Source organism: Pectobacterium polonicum (assembly GCF_005497185.1).
Classification (GTDB): domain Bacteria; phylum Pseudomonadota; class Gammaproteobacteria; order Enterobacterales; family Enterobacteriaceae; genus Pectobacterium; species Pectobacterium polonicum.
On the sequence record NZ_RJTN01000004.1, the window covers coordinates 256,364 to 281,980 of the forward strand.

The following is a 25,617-nucleotide window of genomic DNA, read 5'->3' on the forward strand; positions in this document are numbered from 1 at the left end:
CAATAATTATTGAACGGGGATAGATGTAATAATGGAACGAACAGAGGATTTCGCATTGTGAATTTCACGATTCTTGATTTCATCCCCTTTTGAAGCCCCTTCCACACGGACAAAATGAATATCGCTAATACCAAGAAACCGGAAAAAACCCTGGAGATAACGCTCCTGAAAATCCATATCTAAAAAAGGCGGAGCAGTATAAAAACCACCGCGAGAAGAAACCACAATAACCGTTCTTCCCCCAGACAGCCCTACCGGACCTTTTTCCGTGTATTTAAAGGTTTTTCCGGCCTGCGCAAGCCGATCCAGCCATGATTTCAACTGGCTGGAGACGGAAAAGTTATACATCGGCGCACCAATAACAATAATGTCATGCGCCAGAAATTCCGCGACCAACGCATCAGACAATTGGTGTTCCCGCAGCGTGGTTTCATCCGCTGAAGAGGACGCTATTTGGCGAAATCCTGCGGCTATCGGCCCCGTTAAGTGGCGTATTTCATCGTTAACCACATCGCGGTAAGAGACGGCGGCATCGGGATGTTGCTTGACTAACTCATTCACCACGTCAGCAGAAATCTGTCGGGAAACGGAACCGCTCTCAAGAATACTGGAGTCTATATGTAAAATGTTCACAATGACCTCTCCTACATTTGAGTTTCAAAGCTCACTTAGTTAACTGCTTTAGCCGCGCTATCAATAAAATCCGCAACAGCTTCCGGGTGTGACACCAGAGACATATGGCTGGACGCAATAGAACGAGTCTTTGCACCGATATGGCCCGCGATTTCTTTCTGAATAGATGGATTTAATGCCTTGTCATTCTCCGTCAGCAAATACCAGCTCGGTTTAGCTTTCCACGCTGCTTTCTGAACGCGATCGCCAAACGCTTTTGCCGCAATCGGCTGCTGCACCGCAGCCAACTCCTGCGCCTTTTCTCGCGGCACATCGCCCGCCATAACCGCACGATACTGCTCAGGGTTATCCAGCCAAATCAGGCCATTAACATCCGGTTCCATGCCGTCCATCGGCGCTTTCAGGCGCTGCAATAAATCAGAGACGGATTCTCCGCTGTCTGGTACAAGAGCGGATAAATAGACGATGCCGCGAACCTTGGGATCATTGCCAGCCTGCGTCACGACAGCGCCCCCCCACGAATGCCCAACCAACAGCACATCGCCCTGTTGTCTTTGCAGCACGCGATCTGTCGCTTCAACGTCATCCGCTAAAGAAGTGAGCGGGTTTTGCACTGCGGTCACGTGGTATCCCATCCCCTGTAGTCGGGCCGTAACAGCAGACCAGCTGGAGCCATCGGCAAAGGCGCCGTGGACTAAGACGATATTGTTAATTTTTGCCGCCTCCGCAACATTGTGAACACTGGCTGACAGCACCAGCGATAATGCAATAGCCACATGACCGAGCCATGTAATACGGTAATGCGTCATACGCTTTCCTCTGGAAAAGTGATACGGCTTTCGATTTTCCCCATCGGGTTTCATCAGGGGGTAGCGAATGGTTGAATGTTAATCGTGGTTGACGCTTGCGGTAAGATGGCAAACTTGACATAGTTCATGCAAAATTCGCCAAATTCTATCTAACAGGAAAGTCCACTATGCACATCGCCATTCTGGCGTTGCCGGGCAGTATGCAGTCGGCCATCTCCGGGCTTTCCGATATCTTCTGGATGGTTAACCAGACGCTGATTACGCAGCCTGATAGCGCGTCCTCCTCCTCCACACCGCTCTCTTTTGAAACGTCCATTGTCAGTGCCGACGGCAAACCAGTACGTGATGCCCAAGGCAGGCTAATTCACATAGACAGTTCGTTTGACGCAGTGGGTAAAGCGGATGTCGTGCTGGCGACCGGAATGATGCTCGGACCGGACAAATTACCGCTGGCGGCATCATCCGTTAATGAATCCGCCATTTGGCTCAGGGAGCAATATCAGCAGGGCTCACTGATAGGCGGGGCCTGTGCGGGTGGGTTTATTCTGGCCGAAGCTGGGCTATTGGATGGTCGCTTCTGCACCACAACATGGTGGCTCTACCACACCTTTAAGCAGAAATACCCGAAGGCAAAACCGGTGTGGGGCAAGGCGCTGGAAGAACAAGATGGCATCATTACCACCGGTGGGCCATTATCCTGGGTGGAACTTGCCCTGCATATTATTCGCCGCAGTGGTGGGCCTAAGATCGCAAAATTAGCGGCAGATATCGCGGTGGCAGACAGCCAGCCGCTCTCGCAGCGTATTTATGCACCGCAGGGGTTCATTAATACCGTACATCCCCTACTGCTGCGTGCTGAACAGCTCATTCGTTACGAAAATCCAGCAATCACCGCAGAAGCGTTAGCCAGCGCTCTGAATTTCAGTGACCGAACGCTTCACCGCAAGCTAAAAGAACTTACGGCGGAAAGCCCGAAGAATTTTATTACCCGCGTCAGGATCGAAATGGCCTGTCTGCTGCTTGAAAACCCAATGACCAATATCAAGCAGGTTGCCGCCGAATGCGGTTACAGTGAAGATACTGCTTTCAGACGCGCCTTTTCCCAGCAGATGGAGATGACGCCGACCCAGTTCAGAAAATGGGCGTTATTGAGAAATAATAAACCGGGTGCGTTAGATAATGACGATGGTGATTGAATCGAGAGTTCCATAAGGCACGATCTACGGCAAACCATCACCTTAGCCGACACCTTTGCTACACATTGCTATTCACTCAGGGAATGAACATTGATGATAAGGAAAACAATGATTGCCATGCTGCTCAGCCTGTCGGCGGTATCCATCAGTCCAGCCAATGACAAGATAGAGGCGATCTACGAACGCCTGACGCAGCAGGATGCTCATGCATTAACCGCGTTGGCAGCATTAGCGAAAGACCGCGACCCGCAGGCATTAAGCACGCTGGGGTTCATCTATGAGTACGGCATCACAGTCCCGCAAGATACTACGCAAGCGCTCCAGTATTACCAGCAGGCCTGCGAAATAGATGGCAATTTTGGCTGCTACAACGTCTGGTATTTTTATCAATACGGCAAAGGTGTGGCGCAGGATAAAGAACGCGCCAGACAGTTCGCAGAAAAAATGAATCGTGCCGATCTCAAAACACCGCCTGATGTAATAGAGATAATCATCGATTATCTCTATAGCGCAAAAGCCAATGCCGATAGCGATATAGCACAGCGTTCTACGTTAATTTACGCCGCCAAAAGATACCTCACCAGTGGTGATGAAGAGACACAACGTTTCTTTACCCGTATCGGCTTTAGCAAACGGGATGTGCTACGGCTGGCAACATTCTGGGCAAAAGATGGCGACCCAGAAATAAATTTCCTGGTCGGTTATTTCTATAATTTTGGCTATGCCGGTATCAAAAATGAGAATATTGAAGCCCTTAAATGGTTCCGTGTCGCTGCCGAAGGCGGCCATCCAGAAGCACAAAATATTCTGGGGTCGGTATACGAAAAAGGACGCTGGGGTATTCATGCAGATGGAGCAGAAGCTGAAAAATGGTATGAACGGGCAGCAAAACAAGGCAATGACAACGCACTGATGAATCTGGGAAAAATGTATTACGATGGCGTACTCATCAAGGCCGATTACCGTAAGGCCTATGCATTATTTGAACAGGCTCATAAAAATGACGTGACTGGTGCCAGCAGATATTTGTCCCAGATGTATTACAGCGGACAGTACGTTGATGTGGATTGTCATCAAGCCCAAAAGTACCAAGGGAACACAGATAACCATTATTTTCGCCAATGTGAAAAAGATAAGCGCGAGAGAAAAGCGACACGCGACGTATTACCAGTCTTAACGTTAAAACATGAATCGAGCCCATTCGGTGGAGATAATAATCCCTATAAATGCGAACTTAATTTCTCTATCAATACGAATAAACTCGGTGAAGTCGCCAATTTTCGCGCCACGTTACGACTCAAAAATAGTGAAGGCGCGTCGGCCGAACAGACACTCGCTTTCCCACCTTTTGGGTTGAGTAGTCTTGATGCCGGAATGATGGGAGAAAAATTCATTTTTTCCCGGGCATCTGCTCTGCTCCCACAGTACAAACCCGATTTTTGCCCATTCAGCGATCTGGAATATCAGGTCACCTCCGCCACCGCCACGATTAACGGAAAGGAAGTGGATATACTTAAAGCAGGAATATTGAAACAACAAGAAAAGCGTTAACCCTCACGATTAGTGGCCGATTCTCCATGCTGTAGCCCTGAGTTTTGGGCTAGGCAGGATCTCTATTGCACTTTAGGGGAAGAGCGGGGATGAGGTTCAGGCTTAGCCAGCTCCCGCCTCTCGTATACTTGGGGATGAATGGCAAACTGGCGTCATGTGACTATCATGAACTCCGTCTCCACTATCCCCCCTGAAAATTCCATCGACGACTTATGTCGTTCCGACAATTATTCATCGTCGCGTTCTTTTCTTGCCCGCTGACGTTCGTAGAACTCATCTTCAGCGGCAATGATTTCATCGATCAGTGAACCCATATCCACTTCATGCGCCGCTTCGACGAAGAGACCGGTTAGCACTGTTTCTGGGGTTAATTTTCCGTCTTCATATAACATCCAGATTTCTTGCGCATACCGTGTTTGCAATAATTGTGGCGCGAACTGGCCGTAGTAAGCAGTAATGTTATTAACATCACGTACAAACATTGATTCAGCAAGGTTATTTGCAGCGGCGTCCACAGCCTGTGGCAAGTCGATAATTACCGGCCCTTGCGCATCAAGCAGTACATTAAATTCCGATAAATCACCATGTACGATGCCTGCACACAACATGCGCACAATATTGCGGATCATCGTATTAAAATCAGCAACGGCACTCTCTTCCGTTAGAATCACATCGCTAAGGCGTGGAGCAACAGCGCCTTCAACATCTGTGACCAACTCCATCAATAACACACCGTCAATGCAAATATAAGGTTGTGGTACACGAACGCCGGCATTAGCAAGACGAAACAATGCTTCGACCTCCGCGGTTTGCCAGGATTCTTCTTGTTGCTTGCGTCCGAATTTTGAGTTTTTTTGCATTGCACGAGCGTTACGCGTATTACGGACTTTGCGCCCTTCCTGGTACTGCACGGCCTGTTTAAAGCTACGCTGCATTGCTTCTTTGTAAACTTTGGCACACTGGATTTTGTCACCACATAAAACAGTGTAAACGTCCGCTTCCTTGCCGCTTTTCAAGCGTTGGAGCACATTGTCTATCAGGCCATCATCGACCAGCGGTTGTAGTCTGTTTGGGATTTTCATGCGGCTTTATGTCCTATTTCAGCCGCTTTTCGTATCAACAACAAAGACGGCGATACTGGAAAAAATGGCAGAGTCTGAAGAAAGATCTTAATTCTACCAATAATCACCAGATTTTGCTGACCTGCTGCGATCATCTTCTTGCTTCATTCAGCCGTTCATTGTTGGCTCCCAAACCCATTCGTGCAAAATGTAAAATCGAGTGAACCTCTACTGAATGAATTTTTAATCCGATTCCCCTGCCTCACTTTGCCTTCTCTTGATGTTTTGATAGCGCGACGGCCAGATCTCTTCGGGGCATTTATTTAGCGCCTCAGCGATCAGGCGCTCGCCTTTCGGCCAGTGCCGCGTCAGCGCGTTTGCCAGCGTAGATGAAGCCAGCCCCGCCGCTCTGGAAACCGCCGCCAGCGTCGTCCCTTTCTTCCGTAATCCCGCGATGATATCCGCCGGGTGCCAGTCAGTGTGATTCATTCCATTTCCCTCCATCTATCAAAAATCATTTTGATTTCCGTGTGGGTAGGATCGCGTTTTGTGATGAGCAAGACCACGGACGATGAGTCACATATTTAAGGTGTTAGACAAGCGTTATAATTCTGACTATCTAGTATGTGAATAGATATAAAATTGTCGTGCGTGATAAACCGCCGTGTTTCTCTGTTATTTCATCAAACACCTAACAAGGCGCACTTGTGCAACAGAGCATTCATTACCTATCGCGCATGAAACCTCTCTTGTTCGTAAATAAAAAACTTAGTTCCAAAACCTGATGCACCAATACGTTCGAAGGCGTCCTTGCAAGGTTGTCGTTTTTAAGTTACAAATATTAAAGGACTAAGGACTTGCGAGGACGCTATCTTGTATACAGTAAAACGTTACCAAAGCAGTGACGGTAAAGTCCCTTACACTGAATGGATACAGAAATTGCGCAAGAGAGATCATCGCGCTGCTTCAAAAGTAGATATCCGAATAGATCGCGCAGAAAAGGGAAATTTCGGCGACCATAAATTTGAAAGAGACGGTGTCTGGGAGCTCAGAGTTGATTATGGTCCAGGCTATCGAGTGTATTACGCGATAGAAGGCGATAAGATAATTTTGCTCTTCACCGGTGGCGATAAATCAAGCCAAAGCAAAGATTTAGATAAAGCGGTGCAATACTGGCGGGATTATCAAAAGAGGTAACATCATGGCAATCATCACCCAATCAACTAAATTCGAAAAAGCCATTAGCCACGATGATGCAATGGTTGCAGAACTACGAGAAAATCCTGAATACGCAGAAATATACCTCCAGACGGCACTAGAGGATATTTATGAGGAAGGTGGCATCGCTGCATTCCTGACAGCATTACGCCGTGTTGTTGAAGCGCGTGGCGGAGTGGGCGAAATAGCCAAAAAATCGGGACTGTCTCGTCAACAGTTATACAGAACACTGTCTGAAAATGGCAACCCAACGCTGACGACACTCACCGAAATCACCAGAGCCGCAGGCGTTCGGCTTATTCCCCATACTCATAATAATTAAAATATAAGTAGTTCTCAATCACGTAGAAAGTCTTAGTCAGACGTAAAAAAACCCGCAGTTACGCGGGTTTAGATATGTTTTTTGCTGCCTAGCACAACGCTATTGCAGACGCAGGTTTATTCCCACTCGATCGTTGCCGGTGGCTTGCCCGATACGTCGTAAACGACGCGGGAAATGCCGTCGACTTCGTTGATGATGCGGTTGGAGACGCGACCTAAGAAGTCGTATGGCAGATGTGCCCAGTGCGCGGTCATAAAGTCGATGGTTTCGACCGCACGCAGTGAGACAACCCAATCGTATTTACGACCATCGCCCATCACACCCACGGAACGAACCGGCAGGAAGACGGTGAATGCCTGGCTAACCTTGTTGTAGAGGTCGGCTTTGTGCAGCTCTTCGATGAAGATCGCATCCGCACGACGCAGCAGGTCACAGTATTCTTTCTTCACTTCACCCAGTACGCGCACGCCCAGACCTGGGCCCGGGAACGGATGGCGGTACAGCATGTTATACGGCAGACCCAATTCCAGACCGATCTTGCGCACTTCGTCTTTGAACAACTCTTTCAGCGGCTCAACCAGACCCAGTTTCATCTCTTTCGGCAGGCCACCCACGTTGTGGTGTGACTTGATCACGTGCGCTTTGCCCGTCGCAGACGCCGCAGATTCGATGACGTCCGGGTAGATGGTGCCTTGCGCCAGCCATTTCACGTCGGCTTGCTTACTGGCTTCTTCATCAAACACTTCAACGAACACGCGGCCGATGATTTTACGCTTGGCTTCAGGATCGTTTTCGCCAGCCAGCTCACTCAGGAAGCGATCTTCTGCCGCGACATGCACAATGTTCAGACCAAAATGGTCGCCGAACATTTCCAGAACCTGATCGGCTTCGTTCAGGCGCAGCAGGCCGTTGTCGACAAACACACAGGTCAGACGATCGCCAATCGCACGGTGCAGCAGCATCGCAGTAACGGAAGAATCCACGCCGCCAGACAGCCCCAAAATCACGTGGTCGTTACCCACCTGCTCACGAATACGGTTCACCGCATCGTCAATAATCTTGGCTGGCGTCCACAGGGCTTCACACTGGCAAATATCGCGTACAAAACGTTCCAGCATGCGCTGGCCCTGACGGGTGTGCGTCACTTCCGGGTGGAACTGCACGCCGTAAAAACGCTTCTCTTCGTTAGCCATGATGGCGAACGGACAGGTATCCGTACTGGCAACGGTCTCAAATCCTTCCGGGATCGCCGTCACTTTGTCGCCGTGGCTCATCCAGACATCCAGCAACGGCGCGCCCGTCGCGCTCAACACATCCTGAATATCACGCACCAGCGCGCTATCAGTCTTAACTTCTACCTGCGCATAACCAAACTCACGCTCGTTGGAACCTTCAACGTGGCCACCCAACTGCATCGCCATCGTCTGCATACCGTAGCACACGCCTAATACCGGTACGCCAGCATTGAAAACGTATTCTGGCGCGCGCGGGCTGCCAAATTCGGTGGTGCTTTCCGGGCCGCCGGACAGGATGATCCCGTTCGGATTAAAGCCGCGAATCTGCGCTTCCGTGACATCCCATGCCCACAGCTCACAGTAAACGCCCAGTTCGCGCACGCGACGTGCGACCAGTTGCGTATATTGCGAGCCGAAATCCAGAATAAGAATGCGGTGTTGATGAATGTTTTCAGTCATGAGGAGCGTGTTCCAAAAAGCTAAAAAATAAGTAAACCCGGCGAATAGCCCTAAAAAGGTAGGCAATAGTACCGGGTTTATCGGGTTAAATCAGCCCGCAAATTACCTTATGAACCCATACGGTAGTTTGGTGACTCTTTAGTAATGGTAACATCGTGAACGTGGCTTTCCTGAATGCCCGCACCGCTGATACGCACAAATTCAGCCTGCGTACGCAGCGCGTCGATAGTGGCACAACCGGTCAGCCCCATACAGGAGCGCAAGCCGCCCATCTGCTGGTGAACGATCTCTTTCAGGCGGCCTTTATAGGCTACGCGGCCTTCGATACCTTCCGGCACCAGTTTATCGGCAGCGTTATCGGTCTGGAAGTAACGGTCTGATGAGCCTTTAGACATCGCGCCCAGTGAACCCATACCGCGATAAGATTTGAATGAGCGCCCCTGATACAGTTCGATTTCGCCTGGAGATTCTTCTGTACCCGCCAGCATAGAACCGACCATGACACAGGCTGCACCTGCCGCGATGGCTTTAGCAATATCACCAGAGAAACGAATACCGCCATCGGCGATGACCGGAATGCCCGTGCCTTCCAGCGCTTCAACCGCATCAGAGATAGCCGTAATCTGCGGTACGCCTACGCCAGTCACGATACGCGTCGTACAGATAGAGCCAGGGCCGATACCGACTTTCACCGCGCTCACGCCAGCTTCAACCAGCGCTTTCGCGCCAGAGCCTGTCGCAACGTTGCCGCCGATGATTTCGAGGTTCGGATATTTAGCGCGAGTTTCACGAATACGTTGCAATACGCCTTCGGAATGACCGTGTGAGGAGTCAATCAGCAGGACGTCAACACCTGCGGCAACCAGCGCATCAACACGCTCTTCGTTACCGGCACCCGCGCCAACCGCTGCGCCTACACGCAAACGACCGTGTTCGTCTTTACAGGCGTTCGGTTTACGTTCTGCTTTCTGGAAATCTTTTACCGTGATCATGCCGATCAGGTGGAATTGGTCGTCAATTACCAGCGCTTTTTCAACGCGTTTTTCGTGCATTTTTTGCAGCACGACATCACGCGCTTCGCCTTCTTTCACCGTGACCAGACGCTCTTTCGGCGTCATGAACGCGCTAACTGGTTTTTCCAGATCGGTAACAAAACGCACGTCACGACCGGTGATGATACCAACCAGTTCGTTGTCTTTTGCCACAACCGGGTAGCCCGCGAAGCCGTTACGCTCGGTCAGTTCCTTCATTTCACGCAGCGTCGTTTCTGGCGTGACTGTCTGTGGATCAACCACCACGCCGCTTTCATGTTTTTTCACGCGGCTAACTTCTTCAGCCTGACGCTCAATGGACATATTTTTATGAATAAAGCCCAAGCCGCCTTCCTGCGCCAGCGCAATGGCCAGGCCGGATTCGGTAACGGTATCCATCGCTGCGGACAGCATAGGAATATTCAGGCGGATGTTTTTCGTCAACTGCGTGGACAGATCGGCAGTGTTAGGCAGAACGGTAGAATGAGCAGGAACCAGGAGGACGTCGTCAAACGTCAGTGCTTCTTTAGCGATACGTAGCATGGGCAATATCTCACCAAGGTGGATGTAAGAATAGATAAAATATTGCCGTGGCATTATACAGAGCGTAATCGGTTGCCTCCAGCATTATTTTACTAAAATGCTTGATTACCTGTTTCAGGTAGGTAGTATCGATCAATTAAGTGACTGTTTTAAAATTTGATCTGGCTCACAATGTCTCAATTTCCCTCCTCTGCAATTTTTACCGTTAGCCGACTGAATCAGACGGTTAGACAACTGTTGGAAATGGAAATGGGCCAGATTTGGCTCTCCGGCGAAATCTCCAACCTTTCTCAGCCCTCATCCGGCCATTGGTATTTCACGCTGAAAGACGAGCGAGCGCAGGTGCGCTGCGCGATGTTCCGCACCAGCAACCGCAAAGTGACGTTCCGCCCACAAAACGGTCAGCAGGTTCTTATTCGCGCGAGCATTACGTTGTATGAACCGCGTGGCGACTATCAGCTGTTGGCGGAAAGTATGCAGCCTGCCGGCGATGGTCTGTTACAACAACAGTTTGAACAACTCAAGCAGCGTCTCGCCGCCGAAGGGCTGTTCGACCAGCAGTTTAAGCAAGTGCTCCCCTCTCCCGCCAAACGGGTCGGTGTGATTACGTCAGCCAGCGGTGCCGCCCTGCACGATATCTTGCAAGTCTTGCAGCGCCGCGATCCGTCACTGCCAGTGATCGTTTATCCCACGTCGGTGCAAGGCACTGACGCGCCGCTACAGATTGTTCGCGCCATCGAACTGGCTAACCAGAGAGATGAGTGTGACGTGCTAATTGTTGGGCGCGGTGGGGGTTCACTGGAAGATCTCTGGAGTTTTAACGACGAACGAGTAGCTCGCGCTATCTTCGCCAGCCGTATTCCTATCGTCAGCGCCGTCGGCCATGAGACCGATGTCACCATCGCCGATTTCGTCGGCGATCTGCGCGCGCCCACGCCGTCCGCTGCTGCCGAGTTAGTGAGCCGTAACCAACTTGAGCTGTTGCGTCAGATCCAGTCCCAGCGCCAGCGCCTGGAAATGGCGATGGACTACTACCTTGCCCAGCGCAACCGGGAATTTACCCGCCTGCACCATCGCTTGCAGCAGCAGCACCCACAACTGCGGTTGGCACGTCAGCAGACTCAGTTGGTTAAACTACGCCAGCGACTGGATGACGCCATACAGCAGCAGCTTCGGCAGACCTCGCGCCGAAGTGAACGCTTACAGCAGCGTCTGATGCAGCAACAGCCGCAAACCCGGATTCATCGTGCGCAACAGCGTTTACAGCAGCTTAGCTATCAGATGCAGAGCGCGGTGGAGCGTCAGTTGAATCAGAATAAGCAGAAGCTGGGCATCGCCTGTTCACGACTGGAGGGGGTTAGCCCGCTGGCGACGCTGGCGCGTGGCTATAATGTCACCACCGCACCGGACGGTAAGGTGCTAAAAAATGTCGCGCAAATTGCCCCCGGCGAAACGCTGAAAACCCGTTTGCAGGACGGCTGGGTGGAAAGTCAGGTCACGACGCTGATTCAAAACCCAAGTTCCGTGAAAAAGCGGCGAAAACCCTCGTCCCAGACGCCAAAATAACGCGATTGGCATAAAATGCACGAAATGGGGATTTATCCTAAAACGACGGCGATCCCCCATTCTTGCCACTGACATCTGAACTATACTCATTTCCAGCTCACTAAAATTTATCCCCGTCATACTTCAAGCTGCACGGCGCGATGAAGCGGATGGGATAAAAAGACAGTGAGCTTTATTGATCGTCTGTGTTACCCCTGATGAGCGTTTTCAAGGAGATGAGGTATGAAGTCCAGACAAAAAATTTGTAGCGTAATTCCCCCCTATATTCTGCATCGTATTATTGCAAACGGCACAGACGAGCAGCGACACTGTGCGCAACAAACGCTAATGCACGTTCAGTCATTAATGGTCAGCCACAACCCGCGCCCGGAACCCCATGAGAAATTGCCCGCCGGGCAAGCAAACCGCCGTATCCTCGATGCCGAACAGCAGCAACAGTTGCCTGGCAAACTGGTACGCGCTGAAGGCCAATCCAGCAACGGTGATATCGCTGTGGATGAGGCCTATGACTACCTAGGCGTAACCTATGATTTTTTCTGGAAGGTTTTCCAACGCAATTCGCTGGACGCTGAAGGGCTGACACTGGCTGGCACCGTGCATTACGGTCAGGATTACCAGAATGCCTTCTGGAATGGGCAACAGATGGTATTCGGGGATGGTGACGGTAAAATATTCAATCGCTTCACGATTGCGCTTGATGTGGTTGCACATGAACTCGCTCACGGCATCACCGAACATGAAGCGGGGCTGATTTATTTCCGCCAATCCGGCGCGCTCAATGAATCGCTGTCCGACGTCTTTGGTTCGATGGTCAAACAGTATCATTTAGGGCAAACCGCTGAGCAGGCCGACTGGTTTATCGGTGCCGAACTTCTGGCAGACGGTATACATGGTATGGGGCTGCGCTCGATGTCTCATCCGGGCACCGCGTATGATGATGAACTGTTGGGTACCGATCCCCAGCCCTCCCACATGAACGAATATGTCAACACGCGTGAAGATAACGGCGGTGTCCACCTGAACTCAGGTATTCCCAACCGGGCATTCTATCTGACAGCTATCGCGCTAGGCGGGCATTCCTGGGAAAAAGCGGGTCGAATCTGGTACGACACGCTGTGTGACAAAGCGCTGCCGCAAAATGCGGATTTCGAGATTTTCGCGCGCCATACCATTCAACATGCCGCTAAGCGTTTTAACCACACGGTTGCCGATATCGTCCAGCAGTCATGGGAAACCGTGGGCGTGGAGGTTCGTCAGGAGTTCTTATGAGAACGCTGCCAGAGCTCAACGACGACGCCATCATTGAGCTGGCGCGTGAAGGGGGATTCGCCTTTATCCCCAAGCTGGCGGGGCCGCGACGCTTCGCGCTCGCCAGCGTCCCCTCATCCGAACGGGAGCGCATTTGTAATGCGATCCGAGATGCCTTTCCCCAAGCTCGTGAATCCGGTGAACCCGATGGCCCAGGACGCGGCGACCAGTTCTACTACCGAATCCACATCAGCTACAGCCATCCGCAGCAGAATCAATATGCCGATGTCATCCTGCTGATCCCCGAAGACCGCGCGCCGCCAGAATTGGCCGAGCTGTGGCGCAACGGCGTACAGGAGTAACAATTGGCTTAATCGGCAGGTACGTAGCTGAGCACGACCCGCCGTTTGGAAATCATCCCGTGTTGCTGACAAAAATAATCCACCGCGCCACAGGCTTTCAGTTCCTGAAGTAAGTGGTTACATTCAGGGCACGCCGCCTTACGCAGATAATGCTGCTGGCAGTCCTCGCATAAAAACGAGCCATCAGGCTGCCACAGCATCACGTGGTGACAATCAGGACATAGCGCATCCATCTTTTCTCCTCCATTTTGCTATCAATAACGCGTGGTGGTCAGACGTTAAATCACACCGAGGGAACGCAGTACGTACAGCCCAATCGCAATCATGAAAAACGCGCCAACCGTCGTCAGCCCGATGATATTGGCCGCCAGCGTAGCATTTCCCCCCATCGCGCGAGTCATTGCATAGCTACCTGCTGCGGTTGGCGTCGATGAAAACAGAAAAATAATGCCCAGCTCGACACCGCGAAAGCCAACCAGCCATCCGCCCAGCGTGAGTAGCCCCGGCACAATGAATATCTTCGCCACAGAAGACAACACGGCAACATTGGACGAACGGAACATACTGCGCCACTCCAGACTCGCTCCGGCACAGAGTAATGCTAGCGGCAGCGCCATTGAGGAAATAAAGCCGCCAGTTTGCTTAATCACACTCGGCATCGGCAATTGGCTCTGCCCATATGCCGCCCCCAGAAGTAAACCAATGATCAGCGGGTTCGTCACAATCCCCCGTAGCAATTGGCTTACTGGGATCTTCTGTTCAGGAGATTGCCGCTGCAAGCTGCGCGTCAGCGTAATGACAGACAGTGCGTTGAACATAATCACGGTCACCATCAGATACATTGAGCCAACAGCAATGCCTTCATCACCGTAAGCACTCATCGCAAATGCCAGCCCCATTACGCCAGTATTCGAACGGAACCCACCTTGCACAAAAATGCCGCGTTCCTTCGGGTCCTTAACGACCTTCACCGCCGCGATTTCCAGCAGCAGAAATGTCGCCAATGTCCCTACCGTGCCATACACCACTAGTGGCCATTGGCTTGCGAAAGAATGGTGATTGCCTGCGACACTAAAAAACAACAGACAGGGAAGAGAAAGATTGAATACAACCCGCATTGCCGTATCACAAAACGCATCATTCAGAAGATTGAGTTTGCGTAACACAATACCTATCAACAACATAAGTACATTAGGCATCGTAACGTTGAATGCAAAACTCCAGGTTTCCCAGGACATGACTTTCCTTGATTATTATTCGTTTTATCAGAGACGAAACGGGGGCGAATATCGCTATTCGCCCCCGTTGATGAATCACTTACTCTTTTTAAGATGCGACATTAGCCGCTTACGCTTACGTAGCTGGTTTGGCGTCAGCGTGTTGCGCTTGTCTGCAAAGGGATTTTCCCCTTCTTTAAACTGAATACGAATCGGCGTACCCATCACTTCCAGCGAACGACGATAGTAGTTCATCAGGTAGCGCTTGTAGGAATCCGGCAGGTCTTTCACCTGATTACCGTGGATCACCACAATCGGTGGGTTATAGCCCCCGGCGTGCGCATATTTCAGCTTTACACGACGACCGCGCACCAGCGGCGGCTGGTGGTCGTCTGCCGCCATTTGCATAACACGCGTCAACATCGCCGTACTCACGCGACGCGTCGCGCAAGAATAGGCTTCGGCAACCGACTCAAACAGGTTACCTACGCCGCTGCCGTGTAGCGCAGAAATGAAGTGAATGCGGGCAAAATCGATAAAGCCGAGGCGCAGATCCAGCGTATCTTTCACCTGATCGCGCACTTCCTGCGACAGGCCATCCCATTTGTTCACCACGATCACCAGTGAGCGCCCACTATTGAGGATAAAGCCCAGCAGTGAGAGATCTTGATCGGAGATACCTTCACGTGCATCGATAACCAGCAGCACGACGTTAGCATCTTCAATCGCCTGCAACGTCTTGATGACGGAGAATTTTTCTACCGTATCCGTGACTTTACCGCGCTTACGCACCCCAGCAGTATCAATCAGAATATATTCACGTTCATCGCGCACCATCGGAATGTAGATACTGTCACGCGTTGTGCCCGGCATGTCGTACACCACAACACGCTCTTCACCCAGAATACGGTTAGTCAGCGTGGACTTACCCACATTCGGACGCCCGACAATCGCCAGTTTGATCGGCAAATCTTCAGGATTGAAATCGTCTTCCGCTTCTTCTTCGCTGGCCTGCTCTTCCGCTTCTAACGCTGCCCAATAAGCCGCGTTTTCTTCTTCTTCGGTTAGCTCGACCGGCTCTTCTATTTCATCTTGTACAAACGGCAGCAAAACCGTTTCCAGCAGCGACGTTACGCCACGGCCATGAGATGCTGCAATCGCGTAGACTTCACCCATACCGAGCGAATAAAAATCCGCCGTGACCATATCAGGATCAAGGCCATCAGTTTTGTTAGCGACCAGCACGGTCGTCTTTTCGCGGCTACGCAAATGTTTGGCAATGCCTTCATCCGCAGGCATCAGCCCCGCGCGAGCATCTACCATGAACAGCACGATATCGGCTTCTTCAATCGCCACCAGCGATTGACCTGCCATGCGCGTTTCCACGCCGTCTTCCGTGCCGTCAATCCCACCGGTATCGACGATAATAAATTCATGCCCTTCCACTTCTGCACGACCATACTTGCGGTCACGAGTCAGCCCAGGGAAATCCGCCACCAATGCATCACGAGTGCGCGTTAAGCGGTTAAATAGCGTGGATTTACCCACATTCGGGCGCCCGACCAGCGCGACGACAGGTATCATTGTTACAACCTCATTACTTATATTTCAATACGTTACAGCGAAATACTCGCTGACGATAAAAAGACGAAACGGCCCCTGATAGTGTCAGGAGCCGTTATGGGAACGCATCCAAAAGCGCTGCGCTCCAAATCGATACGGTATTACTTAGCGAGTGAACGCGTAGACATCACCGTTTTTCGCCTGAATCAACAGCTTGTCGCTGGCAATGACAGGCTTGCTCAGGAAGCCCGAGCTATCCACTTTTTGTTGCGCCACAAAGCGACCATCTGCCGTATTCAGCCAGTGCAGATACCCTTCGGCATCGCCCACAACCAGATAACCGTTATACAGTGCCGGAGCCGTTAAGTTACGGTGCAGCAGATCGCTTTGACGCCACAGGCTCACGCCGCCGTTGGTATTCAACGCAACAACGCGATCGTCCTGATCGACCAGATAGATGCGGTCGCCGTCAATGATGAAATCATGCACGGAACCCAGTTCACGCTTCCACAGAACCTGACCAGAACGCAGATCCAGCGCGGTCATGTTGCCATTATAACCCAGCGCGTAAACCACTTCGCCCGCGACAACGGGAGTCGTGTCGACATCGTTCAGGCGATCGATTTCGGTGGCACCACTCGGCTGTGAAATACGCTGCTGCCAAATGAGCTGACCCTGATTGATCATCACGGCGTTCACACGACCGTTGTCGCCGCCGACAATCGCCGCACCAAATGCGGTTGTCGGTGCAGATTCACCGCGCAGAGACAGCGTCGGCATATCCAGATTAACGCTCCACTTGATTGCGCCATCCGCTTCATTCAAGGCCTGTAACATACCGTTGCTGGTGTGAATCAGTACCACACCATCACTGACAACAGGACGGGACAGCGCTTCACCTGCCACTTTCGCCTGCCATACCGGCGTACCATCTTCAGTATTCAGCGCATAGACCTGCGCCTTTTCGCTACCGACATAGACATGATTGCCCGAAACCGTTACGCCGCCAGACAGCAATGCTGGGTTATTACGGGAGAAGAAGTTAGTCTTCTCGGACAGATCGGCGCGCCATACCTCTTTGCCATCATTCAGGTCCATCGCTTTGACGGTACCACGACGATCGGCGGCAAAAACGCGATTATCCTGCCATGCGGGGTGAAGGTTGGAATAAAACTCACCAATGCCACTCCCAACCGAACTGTTCCACACTTTGGTTGGCGTGAACTGGTTTTCCACCTTCGGCAGTGGAGACATAGTGACAACATCTTCTTCGCTGTTAAACAGCGAGCATCCGCTCAGCAGGGCAACAGAAACCAGTCCTACCAACAGTGTTTTACGCAATTGCATGGAATTCCTCTTAGCTGGACAGGTTATTCAGTTTCATGCGCAGTAACGCTTGCTGTGCCTGCGATGGATTGGAAGACAACCCTTTGTTGTAGGCATCACGCGCAGCCTGATTGTCCCCTTTGCTCACCAGAATATCGCCACGCACTTCCGCTGCCTGTGACGCCCAGCCTTCCAGCTTGATGGCATCCAACGTTTTCAGCGCGTCATCCGCTTTGTTTTCCTGTAGCTGAATCCGCGCCAGACGCAGATTCACTACTGCCAGCAGATCGGCATCTTTAGTCTGCGACTGTGCCTGTACCAGCTGTTGCGCTGCCTTAGCAAAATCTTTCTGATCAACGTAATGACGAGCCAGTTCCAGAGAAGCCAGCGCACCATAGGTATTCTTATTCTCAGCCGTAAATTTCTCTGTTGAAGCAATCGCTTCAGCTTTACCTTCGACCAGTTGATCCGTCACCTGCTGATAAGACGCCGATGCCGCCTGCACGCTGTCATTTTGATGGTTTTGCCAGAAACGCCAGCCAACCAGCGCACCGACGCCCAACACAACACCGACAACGAGCGCCTTTCCGTTCTCCGCGAGGAAACGACGCAGTGCATCAACCTGTTCATTCTCTGTGGTATAGACTTCCACGGTGTCTCTCTCCTCAATCCAGTAACGTTGCCAGCCGCGATGCGACGTCGGCCTGTGCCAATGTATCCTGTTCGCCATTGCTCAGGTTTTTAACCACAACCTGACCGGCCGCCACTTCATTTTCGCCTAATACCAATGCGACGCGTGCGCCCCATTTATCAGCGCGCGCAAATTGTTTCTTAAAGTTGCCACCGCCATAGTTGGTCATCAATTTCAGCTGCGGCAGCGCATCGCGTAATTTCTCCGCCAGCTGCATTGCAGCTCCCTGCGTTCCTGCGCCGGAAGAAATCAGATAAACATCCACGCTTGGCTTTGCTTTGAAATCCGGGTTCACAGACTGCACCAGCAGAACCAGACGCTCCAGCCCCATCGCAAAACCGACGGCTGGCGTCGCGTGGCCGCCCAGTTGCTCCACCATACCATCATAACGCCCACCGGCACAGACCGTGCCCTGAGCGCCCAGACTGGTGGTAACCCATTCAAATACGGTGCGGTTATAATAATCTAAACCACGAACCAGACGCGGATTAACGGTATATGGGATACCAGACTGCGTTAAAAGTTCACCCAACGCCTCAAAGTGTTCACGCGATTCATCATCCAGGTAGTCCGTCAGCACCGGCGCGTCATTCAGCAGCTCTTGAATCTGTGGATTTTTGGTATCCAGAACGCGCAACGGATTGGTGTACATCCGGCGTAAACAGTCTTCATCAAGCCGATCTTTATGCTGTTCGAGGAACGCCACCAGCGCTTCGCGATAGCGAGCACGCGCGTCCAATGAGCCGATCGAATTCAGTTCCAGCTTCACATGATCGGCGATACCCAGCACACGCCACCAGCGTGCCGTCATCAGGATCAGTTCTGCATCAATGTCCGGCCCTTGCAGACCAAAAACCTCACAGCCCAACTGATGAAACTGACGATAACGCCCTTTCTGCGGACGCTCGTAGCGGAACATTGGGCCGACATACCACAGGCGCTGTTCCTGATTGTAGAGAATACCGTGCTCAATACCAGCGCGGACGCAGCCTGCCGTCCCTTCAGGGCGCAGAGTCAGGCTCTCGCCATTGCGATCGTCAAAGGTATACATCTCCTTTTCGACAACATCGGTCACTTCACCGATAGCGCGCTTAAACAGCGGTGTTTGCTCGACAATCGGCAAACGAATTTCATTATAGCCGTAGCCGCTGAGCACCTGTTTCAGGCTGTTTTCAATACGCTGCCACAATGCCGTTTCGGCTGGCAGGTAATCGTTCATGCCGCGAATGGCTTGAATATTTTTTGCCACGTCAGTTCTCTATGCGTTTTTCAAAAAATAAACCCGATTATAGAAGGATTGTCGTCGCATCTTCAATGCGGGGCATCCCCATCGGGTTCAGGAGTCGTGAATTATACCGGCGACAGCATACCGCCACGCCTGCAAAATTATTTATCCACCAGATTGACGGTAATACGCTGATTTTCGTCCATCATGGAGGCTTTAGCGCGAATCTTGGCTTCTAACTGATCGATCATCTGTTCGTTATCGAAGCGCTCTCTCTGCCGCACACCGTCTTCATAGAAGCCGCTCTTATTGTGCCCACCCGTAACACCAATGGTAGACACCAGCGCTTCACCGGGGCCATTCACCACGCAACCGATAATTGAGACATCCATTGGTGTGATGAGATCTTCCAGCCGTTGCTCCAGCGCGTTCACCGTACCGATCACGTCAAATTCCTGGCGAGAGCAGGTCGGGCAAGCAATGAAGTTGATGCCGCGTGCACGAATGCGCAGTGACTTCAGGATATCGAAGCCAACCTTCACTTCTTCAACGGGATCGGCCGCTAGAGAGATACGCAGCGTATCGCCAATACCTTCAGACAGCAGCAGACCGAGGCCAATAGCCGATTTCACCGCACCACTACGCGCCCCACCGGCTTCGGTAATACCAAGGTGCAACGGCTGATCGATACGCGCCGCCAGCAGACGGTAAGACTGCACCGCCAGGAAAACATCCGAGGCTTTGACGCTGACTTTAAACTGATCGAAGTTCAGGCGGTCGAGGATATCGACATGGCGCATTGCGGATTCAAGCAGCGCTTCCGGTGTTGGCTCACCGTATTTTTCCTGCAAATCTTTTTCCAACGAGCCGCCGTTAACACCAATGCGGATCGGGATATTGTTGTAACGCGCACAGTCAACAACCGAGCGAATACGCTCTTCGTTACCAATATTACCGGGGTTGATGCGCAGACAGTCGACGCCGTATTCTGCAACTTTCAGCGCAATGCGGTAGTCAAAATGAATGTCAGCGACGAGCGGAACATTCACCTGCTGTTTGATCAGCTTAAAGGCTTCCGCCGCATCCATTGTGGGTACGGAGACGCGCACAATATCGACACCAACACGCTCTAGCGCTTTAATTTGGTTGACGGTGGCTTCAACGTCGGTGGTTCGAGTGTTGGTCATGGATTGCACCGCAATCGGCGCGCCATCACCAACAGGCACCTTGCCGACGTAAATCCGTGTTGATTTTCGACGGGTTATGGGTGCAGCGTTATGCATTACTTCATCTCCAACATTGCAGTCTTACTTGAACAACATGTTATTCGGCCGTCAGCGTCAGGCGTGCAACCTGACTACTGCGCACAAATTGGCTTAAATCGACCGGCTTACCTTGAAATTGGATCTGTAGCGCCGCTGGTGCACCAATTTTAAGTTTATAAGGTGACTGGCCATCCAGATTCAGCGTGCCGCCATTACGCTGCATGCCACTAAACAGTTTCTTACCGCTCGCATCCGTGACTTCCAACCAGCAATCAGCCGTAAAGGTCATGACCAATGCATGAGTTGCAGACACCGGATTGCTCTCCGCTACCGTAGCAGCAGGTGCGACGGCCCCAGCCCCAAGTAAGGTATGACCCGCAGCCTGTGGCTGCGCCACGTTCGCCGATGAAGATGATTGGCTGGACGGTGCAGCAGAAGGGGCTGTTGTGGAAGAAGGCGTCGTTGATGGTGCCGCAGCAATAGTGGCGGAAAGATCGACTGGCGTAGAAGAAGGTGCAGTTGCAGAACTCGACGTCGTGGTTTCCTGCGGAGCGCTGTTATCCATCAGCGGAACAGACTGCCCTTCCGTTTGCGCCTGTACCGAACTGGCGTGATCGACCATGCTGTTGATCTCTGCCTGTTGAGCCTGATGGTTTTGCCACCACCATGCCCCCGTCAGCCCCAGAACAACCAGCACAACCAGCCAGGTGATTGTCATCAACCAACCATCACGCTTTTTGCGGCTTTTTTTCAGTGAAAAACTCTGCATCGGCGAAACTGAGATCGTTTTAGGCACGGCCTGTTTATCCACTATGGGAAGCAGATCATCTTCAGGCAAATGAACCAGCTTGGCATAAGAACGGATATAGCCGCGCAGAAAGGTCGGCGCTAAATCGGCAGGGGTCGTACCGTCTTCGATATCACGAACGGTGGTGATTTTAAGGCACAAACGCTCGGCAATAGTTTGCTGAGTCAGCCCAAGGCGTTCGCGCGCCTCACGCAGACGTTCACCGGGTAGTTTTGCTTCTGTTGTATTTTGGGTGGCTTCAGTATTCATTAGCTAAGAAATGCTGGTACTGTTTAGATTGTGGAAAACTTCGCGCCAGCACGTTGCCATAACGTTCTTTATCGCCATCATGGCCCGCTAACGCGGCGAAACGAATCTGTAACCATAAACTTTCGGCACTGGCCGGAAGACTATGCTGATAAATCTCAATCAGCAGTCGCGTTTGCTCACTGTTTCCGGCAGAAAACTGTTGGTTTGCTTCCGCCAGCAATGCGATGCCTTTCTTCGGGTCATATTTCAGCGCCCGACTTAATAAACGACGTGCGTCTTCAATTTGCCCGGCATTGAAAAAGCAGTATCCCGCATTTTCCAACGCATCAGCAACCTGACTGTAATCAGGAAGTTGTGCAGCCGCACTAAACTGTCGCTGCGCCGCTACATACTGCCCTAAACTACACAGAAACGCACCGTAATTATTCATGACGCTGCCATTTTCCGGCGCCATGTTCAGCACTTGCTGATAACGCTGTTCGGCCAGACGGTTTTCACCTATCCGCTGTTCGTAAAGCGCCATCCCCAATTGTGTTCGATAATCCTGCGGAGCAATCGCTACCGCCTTCTCAAGATTCTGCCGCGCCGAATCCAGATTATTGTGCGTCAAATACGCCAGCCCCAGCTGTAAGCGGGTTTGGGCGACCGCTGGATTTGTCACCTCCTGAGGCGAATTCACGCATCCCACCAGCAGCAACACCGCAAACACACTACTCAGCGGTGATAACGGCCTTCCATGTAATAAAAACAGTCCCTGCAATAGAGGCTTCACCATCCCTGTTCCCTCGCGTTGTCATTCCTGACAAAGAGGTTACCTGAATACAAACAGAGTGGCAGTCAGGCCTCACAACAACGCGGCACGCCTCGCAATTTTCCCACCGCGGCCCTAAAAATGACCTCGGCGGCAAGACGTTGGGTTAACGCTTCCGCATTAACCCGTGCCATTCGTTATCAGACCGCTTTCACCGCGATAGGTTCACCGGCCATTTTCTTCTTCAGAGTACGTTTGGTTCTGTCCACGACTTCCCCCGCCAACTGACCGCAGGCAGCATCAATGTCATCCCCACGCGTTTTACGTACGATCGTCGTGAAACCATATTCCATCAGCACTTTGGAGAAACGGTCAACGCGGCTGTTTGAGCTGCGGCCATACGGCGCACCTGGGAACGGGTTCCACGGAATCAGGTTGATCTTGCACGGCGTATCTTTCAGGCATTCAGCCAGTTGATGCGCATGCTCGGTACCGTCATTAATATGATCCAGCATCACATACTCAACCGTAACGCGTCCCTGATTCGCATTGGATTTCTCCAAATAACGACGCACCGCGCTCAGGAACATCTCGATATTGTACTTTTTATTGATCGGCATGATTTCGTTGCGGATATCGTCTGTCGGCGCATGAAGTGAAATCGCCAGCGCAACATCAATCATATCGCCTAATTTATCCAATGCTGGCACCACACCAGACGTGGACAGCGTCACACGGCGCTTAGACAAACCAAAGCCGAAATCATCCAGCATAATTTCCATCGCTGGCACCACATTAGTCAGGTTCAGCAGTGGTTCACCCATCCCCATCATCACCACGTTGGTGATCGGACGCTGACCCGTGACTTTAAAAGCACCAATGATCTTCGCTGCGCGCCACACCTGACCGATGATTTCCGATACGCGCAGGTTACGATTAAAGCCCTGCTGCGCCGTTGAACAGAATTTACACTCCAGCGCACAGCCAACCTGAGAGGAGACGCACAGCGTGGCGCGATCTTCTTCTGGAATATAAACCGTTTCAACCCGCTGACCGCCGACCAGAATCGCCCACTTAATCGTGCCGTCGGAAGAACGTTGCTCATCCACCACTTCGGGTGCACGGATCTCAGCGATTTCCTGCAATTTGGAACGGAAGACTTTATTGATATCCGTCATCTGGTTGAAGTCATCACAGCAGTAGTGATAGATCCATTTCATGACCTGATCGGCACGGAACGGCTTCTCCCCCATAGATACGAAAAGATCACGCATTTGCTGGCGGTTAAGATCAAGCAGGTTAATTTTTTCCGCACTAGTTTTAACGGATTGAGAAGCATCAGCAGATGCCGGGGAGAATTCAGACACGATAGTTTCAGACTCAGACACGATTTGCTTAGACATTGATAGATCCTGGCCTCGTTGTTACACGTTATGGCACTAAAAAAGAGGGTTGAATTCGATGGTAATGACCAAAGAAATGCCCCGGGCAAGTGCAGGCTCATCCGGGGCGCAGCATTGTACAAAGTTTAAAACAGGTAAGCTACTATCACCGCTTTTTTTCTGTGTCATCGCTTCAGAGTCGCGCACTGACTCGGTGAAAAAAGGGTCACATCACGAGTACTCACCTGCTATTACCCACGCAGAATTATGCGCGTGGGCAGATTTCGTCTTCGCTAAAGAAATAAGCAATTTCACGCTGAGCAGACTCAATGGAATCGGAACCATGCACCGCGTTTGCCGTGAAGCTGTCGGCATAATCAGCACGCAACGTTCCCGCCAACGCGTTAGCTGGGTTGGTGGCACCCATGATGTCACGGTTACGTTGGACGGCGTTTTCACCTTCCAGCGCCTGCACCATGATCGGACCAGACATCATGAATTCAACCAGGCCATCAAAGAATGGCTTACCTTTGTGCTCTGCGTAGAAACCTTCTGCCTGTTCACGGCTCAGGCGCAACATTTTAGCCGCAACGATGGTAAAACCAGCGCTTTCAAAGCGTGCGTAAATTGCACCGATGGCATTCTTGGCAACCGCATTAGGTTTTACGATGGAGAAGGTACGTTCTATCGTCATATTGACCTCATTAACTAAACTATCAGATTGCAGCCGGATTATAAGAGTTGTTTACCCAGCCGGTGAAAGTGGCGGAAATTATAGGGGTACTGGCCTTTATTGCCTACCAAGGAAATAACATTTTTATTAAAAAAATATTACCTATTCTTTTCTCTTCATTAACGATTCAATTCTCAATGATTGACGCCAATCGGGATGACCGGCTGCAATTAAAACAAGCCTATACAAACCGTAGCATCCAATCATCCATGGCTTGTCGGATTAGGGAAAATCGCTGACAATAAATCTATCATTGCACATCAGGGCTGAATCCCTCAGCTCTAGCGTGGAGGATCTATGTCAGCATCGTCTTCTGATTTGCCCGTTTCTCATGAGCGGTTTGTGTCCGCAGACTGGCTTGCCAGCCACCTGAATGATAGCAACATCACGCTTATTGACGCACGAATGCTACCACCGGGTAACGCTAGCCGTGATATTCATGCTGAATACCGCGACGGTCATTTGCCAGGCGCGGTTTTTTTTGACATTGAAGCCTTGTCCGATCACAGCACAGACCTGCCGCATATGATGCCAACTCGCGAAGATTTCGCACACGCGATGGGTGAACTGGGGATCGATAATCAGCAGCATCTGGTGATTTACGATGAAGGCAATCTCTTTTCCGCCCCCCGAGCATGGTGGATGCTGCACACCTTCGGTGCCACATCACTTTCTATTCTGAGCGGCGGGCTAGCAGGTTGGAAAGCGCAAGCCCTGCCACTGGAGCAAGGCGATGCCGTACGTAAGCCCGTCACGTTTCATGCCGCGTTGGATGAAAACGTCATTCGCTCACGCGATGACGTACTTTCAATCAGCCGGGATAAATCAGAACAGATTATCGATGCCCGCCCCGCCCCACGCTTTCATGCCGAAGTGGACGAACCGCGCGCCGGCCTGCACCGTGGCCATATTCCCGGTAGCCTGAACGTGCCGTGGACCGATTTAGTGAATAACGGTACGTTGAAGCCCAATGCGGAACTGGCGACCATTCTGCATAAGCAGGGCGTGGATTTCACTCGCCCCATCGTCGCCAGCTGTGGTTCTGGCGTGACGGCGTGCGTCGTAGTATTAGCGCTGACGCAGTTAAATGTCCCTAATGTGACGTTATACGATGGGTCGTGGAGCGACTGGGGGAGCCGCGATGATGTCCCGATTGCACGCGATTAATGCCGG

Annotated in this window: 25 protein-coding genes; 8 read left to right on the forward strand and 17 right to left on the reverse strand. The window is 51.5% G+C overall.

The window, feature by feature from the left end:
• Positions 1-6 precede the first annotated feature (6 nt).
• Together EDI29_RS07320 and EDI29_RS07325 are read right to left on the reverse strand one after the other, a co-directional pair.
• The gene (locus EDI29_RS07320) at positions 7-633 is read right to left on the reverse strand and encodes an FMN-dependent NADH-azoreductase (protein ID WP_137740363.1); all 627 of its coding nucleotides are present in this window, start codon (positions 631-633) and stop codon (positions 7-9) included.
• Positions 634-668: 35 nt separating this feature from the next.
• Positions 669-1,442: an alpha/beta fold hydrolase gene (locus tag EDI29_RS07325; RefSeq protein ID WP_137740364.1), complete on the reverse strand. Its 774-nt coding sequence runs from the start codon at positions 1,440-1,442 to the stop codon at positions 669-671.
• A gap of 167 nt (positions 1,443-1,609) precedes the next feature.
• On the opposite strand from EDI29_RS07325, the gene EDI29_RS07330 reads away from it, so the two are divergent.
• Both EDI29_RS07330 and EDI29_RS07335 read left to right on the forward strand, forming a co-directional pair.
• A complete protein-coding gene (locus EDI29_RS07330; RefSeq protein ID WP_137740365.1) occupies positions 1,610-2,638 on the forward strand; it encodes a GlxA family transcriptional regulator in 1,029 nt (342 codons plus the stop codon).
• Between the two features lie 108 nt (positions 2,639-2,746).
• Positions 2,747-4,189, forward strand: a complete 1,443-nt coding sequence (locus EDI29_RS07335) for a tetratricopeptide repeat protein (RefSeq protein WP_241664901.1) — start codon at positions 2,747-2,749, stop codon at positions 4,187-4,189.
• A 227-nt stretch (positions 4,190-4,416) separates the two neighbouring features.
• On the opposite strand, the gene EDI29_RS07340 is transcribed toward EDI29_RS07335, so the two are convergent.
• Complete coding sequence (locus EDI29_RS07340; RefSeq protein WP_137740366.1) at positions 4,417-5,271, reverse strand: PA4780 family RIO1-like protein kinase; 855 nt, start codon at positions 5,269-5,271, stop codon at positions 4,417-4,419.
• Between the two features lie 222 nt (positions 5,272-5,493).
• Entirely contained in the window at positions 5,494-5,739 is a 246-nt protein-coding gene (locus EDI29_RS07345) for a helix-turn-helix domain-containing protein (RefSeq protein ID WP_137740367.1), read from the reverse strand.
• A gap of 381 nt (positions 5,740-6,120) precedes the next feature.
• On the opposite strand from EDI29_RS07345, the gene EDI29_RS07350 reads away from it, so the two are divergent.
• Both EDI29_RS07350 and EDI29_RS07355 read left to right on the forward strand, forming a co-directional pair.
• Positions 6,121-6,447: a type II toxin-antitoxin system RelE/ParE family toxin gene (locus EDI29_RS07350; RefSeq protein ID WP_167494490.1), complete on the forward strand. Its 327-nt coding sequence runs from the start codon at positions 6,121-6,123 to the stop codon at positions 6,445-6,447.
• A gap of 4 nt (positions 6,448-6,451) precedes the next feature.
• Positions 6,452-6,790: an addiction module antidote protein gene (locus EDI29_RS07355; protein ID WP_010279998.1), complete on the forward strand. Its 339-nt coding sequence runs from the start codon at positions 6,452-6,454 to the stop codon at positions 6,788-6,790.
• 116 nt (positions 6,791-6,906) lie between these two features.
• Here EDI29_RS07355 and guaA read toward each other — a convergent pair whose 3' ends face one another.
• Positions 6,907-8,484: a glutamine-hydrolyzing GMP synthase gene (guaA, locus tag EDI29_RS07360; protein ID WP_137740369.1), complete on the reverse strand. Its 1,578-nt coding sequence runs from the start codon at positions 8,482-8,484 to the stop codon at positions 6,907-6,909.
• Positions 8,485-8,591: 107 nt separating this feature from the next.
• Positions 8,592-10,058, reverse strand: a complete 1,467-nt coding sequence (gene guaB, locus EDI29_RS07365) for an IMP dehydrogenase (protein ID WP_005970134.1) — start codon at positions 10,056-10,058, stop codon at positions 8,592-8,594.
• A 171-nt stretch (positions 10,059-10,229) separates the two neighbouring features.
• On the opposite strand from guaB, the gene xseA reads away from it, so the two are divergent.
• The 3 genes from xseA (at position 10,230) to EDI29_RS07385 (ending at position 13,234) form a co-directional block, all read left to right on the forward strand.
• Positions 10,230-11,624 (forward strand): exodeoxyribonuclease VII large subunit, encoded by a 1,395-nt coding sequence (gene xseA / locus EDI29_RS07375; protein ID WP_137740370.1) that lies wholly within the window; start codon positions 10,230-10,232, stop codon positions 11,622-11,624.
• Positions 11,625-11,846: 222 nt separating this feature from the next.
• The gene (locus EDI29_RS07380; RefSeq protein ID WP_137740371.1) at positions 11,847-12,893 is read left to right on the forward strand and encodes a M4 family metallopeptidase; all 1,047 of its coding nucleotides are present in this window, start codon (positions 11,847-11,849) and stop codon (positions 12,891-12,893) included.
• On the forward strand, positions 12,890-13,234 hold the full coding sequence (locus EDI29_RS07385; protein ID WP_137740372.1) for a protealysin inhibitor emfourin: 345 nt from the start codon (positions 12,890-12,892) through the stop codon (positions 13,232-13,234). Before EDI29_RS07380 ends, EDI29_RS07385 begins: the two co-directional genes overlap by 4 nt.
• An 8-nt stretch (positions 13,235-13,242) precedes the next feature.
• On the opposite strand, the gene EDI29_RS07390 is transcribed toward EDI29_RS07385, so the two are convergent.
• From EDI29_RS07390 to ndk, 11 genes are all read right to left on the reverse strand, one after another.
• Positions 13,243-13,467 (reverse strand): zinc ribbon domain-containing protein, encoded by a 225-nt coding sequence (locus EDI29_RS07390; RefSeq protein ID WP_137740373.1) that lies wholly within the window; start codon positions 13,465-13,467, stop codon positions 13,243-13,245.
• Between the two features lie 45 nt (positions 13,468-13,512).
• Complete coding sequence (locus EDI29_RS07395; protein WP_137740374.1) at positions 13,513-14,472, reverse strand: AEC family transporter; 960 nt, start codon at positions 14,470-14,472, stop codon at positions 13,513-13,515.
• A gap of 75 nt (positions 14,473-14,547) precedes the next feature.
• Positions 14,548-16,035 carry a ribosome biogenesis GTPase Der gene (gene der, locus EDI29_RS07400; RefSeq protein ID WP_107170460.1) on the reverse strand — a complete coding sequence of 496 codons (1,488 nt, stop codon included), beginning with the start codon at positions 16,033-16,035 and terminating at the stop codon, positions 14,548-14,550.
• Between the two features lie 144 nt (positions 16,036-16,179).
• The gene (gene bamB, locus EDI29_RS07405; RefSeq protein WP_137740375.1) at positions 16,180-17,361 is read right to left on the reverse strand and encodes an outer membrane protein assembly factor BamB; all 1,182 of its coding nucleotides are present in this window, start codon (positions 17,359-17,361) and stop codon (positions 16,180-16,182) included.
• A gap of 10 nt (positions 17,362-17,371) precedes the next feature.
• The gene (locus EDI29_RS07410; protein WP_137740376.1) at positions 17,372-17,992 is read right to left on the reverse strand and encodes a YfgM family protein; all 621 of its coding nucleotides are present in this window, start codon (positions 17,990-17,992) and stop codon (positions 17,372-17,374) included.
• Between the two features lie 13 nt (positions 17,993-18,005).
• On the reverse strand, positions 18,006-19,280 hold the full coding sequence (gene hisS / locus EDI29_RS07415; protein WP_137740377.1) for a histidine--tRNA ligase: 1,275 nt from the start codon (positions 19,278-19,280) through the stop codon (positions 18,006-18,008).
• A 137-nt stretch (positions 19,281-19,417) separates the two neighbouring features.
• The gene (gene ispG / locus EDI29_RS07420) at positions 19,418-20,539 is read right to left on the reverse strand and encodes a flavodoxin-dependent (E)-4-hydroxy-3-methylbut-2-enyl-diphosphate synthase (protein ID WP_014698959.1); all 1,122 of its coding nucleotides are present in this window, start codon (positions 20,537-20,539) and stop codon (positions 19,418-19,420) included.
• Positions 20,540-20,579: 40 nt separating this feature from the next.
• On the reverse strand, positions 20,580-21,578 hold the full coding sequence (rodZ, locus tag EDI29_RS07425) for a cytoskeleton protein RodZ (RefSeq protein WP_137740378.1): 999 nt from the start codon (positions 21,576-21,578) through the stop codon (positions 20,580-20,582).
• Positions 21,568-22,353, reverse strand: coding sequence for a type IV pilus biogenesis/stability protein PilW (gene pilW / locus EDI29_RS07430; RefSeq protein WP_193555645.1), 786 nt, complete (start codon positions 22,351-22,353; stop codon positions 21,568-21,570). Before pilW ends, rodZ begins: the two co-directional genes overlap by 11 nt.
• A 176-nt stretch (positions 22,354-22,529) precedes the next feature.
• Positions 22,530-23,732, reverse strand: coding sequence for a dual-specificity RNA methyltransferase RlmN (gene rlmN, locus EDI29_RS07435; protein ID WP_241664902.1), 1,203 nt, complete (start codon positions 23,730-23,732; stop codon positions 22,530-22,532).
• 244 nt (positions 23,733-23,976) lie between these two features.
• Positions 23,977-24,405 (reverse strand): nucleoside-diphosphate kinase, encoded by a 429-nt coding sequence (ndk, locus tag EDI29_RS07440; RefSeq protein ID WP_005970161.1) that lies wholly within the window; start codon positions 24,403-24,405, stop codon positions 23,977-23,979.
• A 336-nt stretch (positions 24,406-24,741) separates the two neighbouring features.
• Here ndk and sseA point away from each other — a divergent pair, with 336 nt between their 5' ends.
• The gene (sseA, locus tag EDI29_RS07445) at positions 24,742-25,611 is read left to right on the forward strand and encodes a 3-mercaptopyruvate sulfurtransferase (RefSeq protein WP_137740379.1); all 870 of its coding nucleotides are present in this window, start codon (positions 24,742-24,744) and stop codon (positions 25,609-25,611) included.
• The last annotated feature ends 6 nt before the right edge of the window (positions 25,612-25,617 follow it).

Excerpts from the sequence above, each read along its gene's own strand:
- EDI29_RS07325 (WP_137740364.1), bottom strand. The coding sequence starts at position 1,442 with ATGACGCATTACCGTATTACATGGCTCGGTCATGTGGCTATTGCATTA.
- EDI29_RS07330 (WP_137740365.1), top strand. The coding sequence starts at position 1,610 with ATGCACATCGCCATTCTGGCGTTGCCGGGCAGTATGCAGTCGGCCATC.
- EDI29_RS07335 (WP_241664901.1), top strand. The coding sequence starts at position 2,747 with ATGATTGCCATGCTGCTCAGCCTGTCGGCGGTATCCATCAGTCCAGCC.
- EDI29_RS07340 (WP_137740366.1), bottom strand. The coding sequence starts at position 5,271 with ATGAAAATCCCAAACAGACTACAACCGCTGGTCGATGATGGCCTGATA.
- EDI29_RS07345 (WP_137740367.1), bottom strand. The coding sequence starts at position 5,739 with ATGAATCACACTGACTGGCACCCGGCGGATATCATCGCGGGATTACGG.
- EDI29_RS07355 (WP_010279998.1), top strand. The coding sequence starts at position 6,452 with ATGGCAATCATCACCCAATCAACTAAATTCGAAAAAGCCATTAGCCAC.
- guaA (WP_137740369.1), bottom strand. The coding sequence starts at position 8,484 with ATGACTGAAAACATTCATCAACACCGCATTCTTATTCTGGATTTCGGC.
- guaB (WP_005970134.1), bottom strand. The coding sequence starts at position 10,058 with ATGCTACGTATCGCTAAAGAAGCACTGACGTTTGACGACGTCCTCCTG.
- xseA (WP_137740370.1), top strand. The coding sequence starts at position 10,230 with ATGTCTCAATTTCCCTCCTCTGCAATTTTTACCGTTAGCCGACTGAAT.
- EDI29_RS07380 (WP_137740371.1), top strand. The coding sequence starts at position 11,847 with ATGAAGTCCAGACAAAAAATTTGTAGCGTAATTCCCCCCTATATTCTG.
- EDI29_RS07385 (WP_137740372.1), top strand. The coding sequence starts at position 12,890 with ATGAGAACGCTGCCAGAGCTCAACGACGACGCCATCATTGAGCTGGCG.
- EDI29_RS07390 (WP_137740373.1), bottom strand. The coding sequence starts at position 13,467 with ATGGATGCGCTATGTCCTGATTGTCACCACGTGATGCTGTGGCAGCCT.
- EDI29_RS07395 (WP_137740374.1), bottom strand. The coding sequence starts at position 14,472 with ATGTCCTGGGAAACCTGGAGTTTTGCATTCAACGTTACGATGCCTAAT.
- der (WP_107170460.1), bottom strand. The coding sequence starts at position 16,035 with ATGATACCTGTCGTCGCGCTGGTCGGGCGCCCGAATGTGGGTAAATCC.
- bamB (WP_137740375.1), bottom strand. The coding sequence starts at position 17,361 with ATGCAATTGCGTAAAACACTGTTGGTAGGACTGGTTTCTGTTGCCCTG.
- ispG (WP_014698959.1), bottom strand. The coding sequence starts at position 20,539 with ATGCATAACGCTGCACCCATAACCCGTCGAAAATCAACACGGATTTAC.
- rodZ (WP_137740378.1), bottom strand. The coding sequence starts at position 21,578 with ATGAATACTGAAGCCACCCAAAATACAACAGAAGCAAAACTACCCGGT.
- pilW (WP_193555645.1), bottom strand. The coding sequence starts at position 22,353 with ATGGTGAAGCCTCTATTGCAGGGACTGTTTTTATTACATGGAAGGCCG.
- rlmN (WP_241664902.1), bottom strand. The coding sequence starts at position 23,732 with ATGTCTAAGCAAATCGTGTCTGAGTCTGAAACTATCGTGTCTGAATTC.
- ndk (WP_005970161.1), bottom strand. The coding sequence starts at position 24,405 with ATGACGATAGAACGTACCTTCTCCATCGTAAAACCTAATGCGGTTGCC.
- sseA (WP_137740379.1), top strand. The coding sequence starts at position 24,742 with ATGTCAGCATCGTCTTCTGATTTGCCCGTTTCTCATGAGCGGTTTGTG.